The sequence below is a fragment of the Pseudoalteromonas porphyrae genome (genome assembly GCF_001298125.1).
Classification (GTDB): domain Bacteria; phylum Pseudomonadota; class Gammaproteobacteria; order Enterobacterales; family Alteromonadaceae; genus Pseudoalteromonas; species Pseudoalteromonas neustonica.
Map to the genome: position 1 here is coordinate 1 of NZ_LHPH01000042.1, position 5,635 is coordinate 5,635.

A 5,635-nucleotide genomic window follows, 5' to 3' on the forward strand; every position below is an offset into this window, starting at 1 on the left:
CTACAGATATATACGAAGGTCAAGACACCTCTTTTACAATTGACTTGAACTATAGGTTATTGGAGCCTTCAGCTACTATGAATGTGTTCTTTTCAGGAGAAAATGATGTATATTTTTCTCCTGATGAACCCTCAATAGACATCACACAAGCTGCTAATGGGAGTAGTTCAATTACTGTGAATCATGAGCCTATAGATTTAGAAGGTGCATCGCCATATTATTTAAATGTTTTAATGCAGCCATCTGACCCTGACTCAACGGCTATTTTTGACAGGAAATTATTAACAATACATTCTAATTGATCGTAATAAATATATAAAAACACGCCCTGAGGTCGGCAGTGAGCACTAAAGCTGACTGTTCAATATTTAAATAGGATCTCAGACAAATATATAAAGTAGACACCCAACCTAAAGTTTGTATTTTCTATATTTTCCACTAGCTTTTAATTAGTGAGAAAAATTAAAAGGACAGGCATATATTTTTGTTTGTCCAATTTTATTTCCTATCACGTTTACATATAAACCTTATTGGGTGTACCCTAAGTTTTTAAATCTAATTATAAGCAAACATGAAATTACGATTATTAATTTTAGCCTTATTATTCACTATCAGTGGTTGTAAAGCGCTAGGCCCACCTTTTCATAAAGCGGATAAACCACTAGATACTCGTTCGGCTGTATTTATATACAAGAGCCCTGAAGTAAAAAATGCCTTCCAAATTATCCTTAACAACGAGCATATCGCAACACTTGGACCATATGGTTACACTTGGCTATATCTTGAAGAAGGTAGCAACACCATTTCAATTTACGAAGGCTGGAACAGAAATAGTGAGAAGTATTCTTTAACTTTCAACACCCGCTCAAATGAAAAGTTTTACGCAAACATTTCATCAGGGTACAGTGAAACTGGAAGTAATCCTATGAATCAACTATTTTTCCAAAAAGTACCGTCAGATAGAGCACTAAAAGCTCTACCTCAGTACGTTTATCAAGAGAGTAAGCAAGTTAAATAAAACCGGCGTGATGAGATGAATAAAGATGACATATATGGCCACTCCGCCTGAGTCAAATTTTCAGGTGGTTTTTTATTCTTTTACAGTACATTTTTGTTATTACATGATGATCACCGCGTCAGCGAGTTTTTACTAATAAAGGTAATGGTCCTATGACATATATCCGGCGTCTAATGGCTATTTCGTTGCCGCGGCCTCATGAGATCCAAGAGGTCTTATTTGCCTTTGCACCCACGATGCCTCTAGGGCAGCTGTCATACTGAGGTTTCAAATAAGACAATAAATAATAAATAAAGATGACACCCATTCTAAAGGTTATATTTTCATCAGCTTTTAATTAGTATGAAAAAAACAGGGTAATGCATGGCAGTTGCAAGAAAACGTCAAATAAGTTTGGTTGATACAAAATACTATCATTGTATTTCTCGCTGTGTACGTCGAGCATTTTTATGCGGCAGGCTGTCTTATTGTTTATTACAGTCGATAAAGAGATGAACAAATAGACCTCTTGTGCGGACAAACGAAAGAGAATGCATTCACTTTATTCTGCGGCAGCTGTGTTGCCTTGTTCATCATCTAGAAAAGATGAGAAAGGCACTGCATTAATAAAGGGTAAACCCTTATTACCTTAAATAAACCACATACCTGCAATCCCTTCCAAAACGGCCATTAAAACAACACCAAGTTCTCTTTTTATAGTTACGTAAAATCGAAGTAACCGATTGAACCAGAATAAGAACTCAGCTATGGTTAAACCATCAATAAAAATAAATTAAAAACGGGTTATTCTAAAGCCTTGTTAGCTGTCTAGCATTTTTCATTAATTACGGAGAAATTTAATGGGATTAGGTGTTTGGTTTACATTTGTTGCCGCATGTGTTGTGTTTAGTCTTGCTCCTGGAGCAGGTACTGTTGCTTCAATTAATAATTCAATGATGGGAGGTATAAAAGCTGCTTTGAGAGGACTTATAGGGCTTCAATTGGCTCTGGCTCTTCATATATTGGTTGTCTCTTTTGGTTTAGGTGCACTGCTAGCATCATCAGCTGTTTTTTTCGAAATTGTTAAATATACTGGTGCCGCGTATTTGATATATCTTGGTTTCATAAAATGGCGAGAAAAAGGAACTCTAAATGTAGGTGAATCTTCTAATACTTCGGTTTATGGTCAACTTATTAAACAAGGCTTTGTGGTGAATTTAATGAACCCAAAATCAATCGTATTTTTAGCCGCATTCTTACCACAATTTGTTAATGTCAATAATTCACCCACAGAGCAATATATGATACTGGGTATAACGGTCATATTTATTGACAGTGTCGTTATGGTAGGTTACTCCTTGTTAGGTTTATTTGTGAAGCCGTACTTATCTAATCAAAGATTTATGTGTTTTGTGAATAAATTATTTGGCGCATTGTTTATTAGTATGGGAATAGTTCTAGCAAAGGCTGAGTAAAAACAGCTAATCGGTTGACGAAGGCCTCTAAACTCCAACCTTCCACACCACCCATCATGCGTTTTTTATTAACAGGAAGTGCAATAGGCGGTTTTTAATTAGTATGAAAAAAAACAGGGTAATGCATGGCAGTTGCAAGAAAACGTAAATAAGTTTGGTTGATACAAAATACTATCACTGTATTTCTCGCTATGTACGCCGATCATTTCTATACGGCAATTAGAGTGGCTGTCTTATTTTTTGTTTTAGATGTCTGCTATGAGTAAGAGCGGGTAATTAAGTTTTTACCCTTACTGGGTTTATGACTTCAGTATTTATTTAAGGTGGGTGTCAATTTTTTTAACTTTGTAATTATAAACAACTAACTAGTGATTATAGGGAATATTTATGGGATATGGAGTGGTTCCTTTTAGAATGGATCTTGACCTTCTTTCAAGCATTCTAGGACCTAAAAATGCAAAAAAAGGTTCATATGAAGTAATGTTTGGAATACTTAAGTCATCATTGGCTGGTCTAGATGACCAATTTGAAATAGAAGATGGCTGGCTTCCCGCAACGGATATATTGAGCTTATTTCTTAATGGAGGTACACCCCAAATAGCCGGGAATTGTACTAAGCACTGGTATGTGATTGAGCGTATTATTCAAGTATTTGGGGTGAAATTAAATAACAACAACTGGTATCCAAGTGACGCTGTCGACGTATTTTACGATTATGATGAATTCAAGATTTATAAGGTTGACCGGGAAGGGGAAATTAAAATAGGTTTACCCGATGACTTCCCTATCGTTTTCTCTCTAGAGCGAAAGGACTTCAGTAAGGCACTGAAAAATATTGGGAGTTGTGACATTTCCGTTGATCAAAAAATGCAGTTTGAAAGTTGGATTGCGGATTCGGACAAAGCCAATAATGATTTAATTTTATATTATTATTAGGGATGCTAGAGCGTGTGGACCTTTGTGGATTGAAATTTGTTCAATCTAGGGGCGATTTAATCGCGGCGCGAGGTTTGTAACCTAGCGGGCTAAGTAAAAACCGAGCAAAGTTTCCGCGTCCTGCTCTCGCCCCTTACCTACATCCGTGTCTGTCTCTTATACAGAAGTTTAAATTTTAATAGCGTTATGATCTAATGGTGTTTTTCTTTCCTAGGGAAAACACAATGTTTAATCCGAACCCTACAGAATGGGCACAAATGATTTTTGGACAAGCCAACTTGGGGGATCCTCGACGAACCAAACGATTAGTTCAACTCACCAGTGATATGGCTAGCAATGCTTCCAGCTCAATTGTTAAGGCTTGCGGTTCTTCCGATAAAATCGAAGGTGCCTATCGTTTCATTCGAAATGAGAATATTTCCCCCGAAGACATGGCTAATGCAGGCTTCAAACATACTCATGATATTATGCAGCAAAGACCCTTGGTATTAGCTATCCAAGATACAACGGGCCTGACATTTAAACATAATGTTGTACAAGAGTTAGGTGACGTTTGTTGCTCAAAAAAATGGAAAGACAAAAACAAGAACGCTTTATGCTCACTCAACTTTAGTATTGGATGCACACACAGAGCAAACCATTGGGTTAGCAAATCAACACTACTTTTATCGTGATAAAGCAGTAAAAGGAACACCAACAGAACAACAAAATAGACCCTTCGAAGAGAAAGAAACTTACCGGTGGAAGGCCTGTTTTGAAAAAATAAAGGCGAAAGTTAATGGAGTATCAAATGTTATTGATGTCTGCGATCGGGAAGCTGATATCTATGAATATTTGGATTATCACATTCAACATAAACACCGATTTTTAGTTCGAGCGAAAGAAAATCGGGTACTGCTCGAGCCTAACAGCAAGCTAAAATCGCTCATTGAAACAAGCCCTCAACAGTGTAGTTATAGCGTCGAAATTAAACAACGAGGTGGGCGTAAAGCCAGAAAAGCCCATCTAATGTTAAGCTATGAATCCGTTGTTATCAAAAAGCCCCAACTGGGTGAAGGAGCAGCTTCGCTAAAGGTTAATGTGATTATTTGTAAGAAAAAAAACACTGATGTGGAAGATCCGCTCTGTTGGGTACTTTATACCAATGAAGCAATTAATAACCCGGAAGATGCATTGAAGATAGTCAAGTATTATGAATTACGTTGGCGGATAGAAGAGTTTCACAAAGTCTGGAAGTCAGACGGGACGGATGTTGAAAGGCTAAGATTGCAACGTAAAAACAATATAATGCGTACCGCCATTATTCAAGCATTTATTGCTGTACGTTTAATGCAGTTACAAGAAATAGCCCAAAATAATAAACAGGCAACACAAATCAACTGTGAAGAGTGTACACAAAAATTAACGTGGCAATTACTTTGGATGAGGACCGAAAAAGGAGCACCTCCCCCCGCAAGCCCACCTTCGGTCTACTGGTTTTATTATGCGTTAGCCCGACTCGGGGGTTGGAACGATAGTAAAAGAAATGGTCGGGTTGGTTTTAAGGCGTTATGGCTAGGCTGGTATAGGCTAATGGATATGGTTGAAGCTACTGAGCTATTAAAAGCGCTGCAGCAGGATGCTAACTTGTGATCAAGAGACAGACATCCGTGTAGGTAACAAAGAGTCAATCGCCCCTAGGAAGAACCCTTTGGGCAGCGCATGTTTGGCATTTATACTGCGTTATCGCCTATTTATGGGGAGCAACCACACACCATAGGCGCTGCCTTGCCTAAATACCAAACACACTGCTGAAAAATTAATCACGAAAGGTCAACACGCCCTTGCATGAAGCAGGGAACCAAGAAAGTACTATTAAAATAATGAATAATGAATAATGAATAATGGTGATGTAATTCGATATAAATGCTCACTTAGTGGCAGCTATAGTCAAATAACTGATGATACCAGTATGAAAGTTGTTGGGAATAATTTAATTATAATTTCCAATGGTCAGACTTTCACTTTTTCTTTAGATATTAAGAATGGCATTTTAACTACAACGAGTGAGACTGATGGGCCAGAATCTTTAGAGCGACTAAACTCCATTCCTGATACATGTAATGGAAATGCTATGAAAATAGTATACATATCCTCTACAGATATATACGAAGGTCAAGACACCTCTTTTACAATTGACTTGAACTATAGGTTATTGGAGCCTTCAGCTACTATGAATGTGTTCTTT

General features: G+C 37.4%; 6 protein-coding genes and 3 pseudogenes. All 9 read left to right on the forward strand.

Annotation, left to right across the window (positions count from 1 at the left end; all coding sequences use genetic code 11):
* A partial coding sequence (locus tag ADS77_RS22415; protein ID WP_161803892.1) for a hypothetical protein occupies nucleotides 1-302 on the forward strand: 302 nt, incomplete at its 5' end.
* 269 nt (nucleotides 303-571) lie between these two features.
* Nucleotides 572-1,018, forward strand: a complete 447-nt coding sequence (locus tag ADS77_RS20870; RefSeq protein WP_054456138.1) for a hypothetical protein — start codon at nucleotides 572-574, stop codon at nucleotides 1,016-1,018.
* A gap of 363 nt (nucleotides 1,019-1,381) precedes the next feature.
* Nucleotides 1,382-1,474, forward strand: a pseudogene (locus tag ADS77_RS22280) (Mobile element protein); the annotation flags it as partial.
* A gap of 383 nt (nucleotides 1,475-1,857) precedes the next feature.
* Nucleotides 1,858-2,472: a homoserine/homoserine lactone efflux protein gene (gene rhtB / locus ADS77_RS20875; protein ID WP_054456140.1), complete on the forward strand. Its 615-nt coding sequence runs from the start codon at nucleotides 1,858-1,860 to the stop codon at nucleotides 2,470-2,472.
* A gap of 125 nt (nucleotides 2,473-2,597) precedes the next feature.
* Nucleotides 2,598-2,689: pseudogene (locus ADS77_RS22930) on the forward strand (Mobile element protein); the annotation flags it as partial.
* A 170-nt stretch (nucleotides 2,690-2,859) separates the two neighbouring features.
* Nucleotides 2,860-3,408 (forward strand): hypothetical protein, encoded by a 549-nt coding sequence (locus tag ADS77_RS20880; RefSeq protein ID WP_054456142.1) that lies wholly within the window; start codon nucleotides 2,860-2,862, stop codon nucleotides 3,406-3,408.
* A 257-nt stretch (nucleotides 3,409-3,665) separates the two neighbouring features.
* A pseudogene (locus ADS77_RS22980) lies at nucleotides 3,666-3,767 on the forward strand (transposase DNA-binding-containing protein); the annotation flags it as partial.
* 187 nt (nucleotides 3,768-3,954) lie between these two features.
* Nucleotides 3,955-5,040, forward strand: coding sequence for an IS4 family transposase (locus ADS77_RS20885; protein WP_054456144.1), 1,086 nt, complete (start codon nucleotides 3,955-3,957; stop codon nucleotides 5,038-5,040).
* A gap of 244 nt (nucleotides 5,041-5,284) precedes the next feature.
* Nucleotides 5,285-5,635, forward strand: a 351-nt coding sequence (locus ADS77_RS22830) for a hypothetical protein (RefSeq protein ID WP_235575838.1), incomplete at its 3' end; no start/stop codon positions are given.

Excerpts from the sequence above, each read along its gene's own strand:
- ADS77_RS20880 (WP_054456142.1), top strand. The coding sequence starts at position 2,860 with ATGGGATATGGAGTGGTTCCTTTTAGAATGGATCTTGACCTTCTTTCA.
- ADS77_RS20870 (WP_054456138.1), top strand. The coding sequence starts at position 572 with ATGAAATTACGATTATTAATTTTAGCCTTATTATTCACTATCAGTGGT.
- rhtB (WP_054456140.1), top strand. The coding sequence starts at position 1,858 with ATGGGATTAGGTGTTTGGTTTACATTTGTTGCCGCATGTGTTGTGTTT.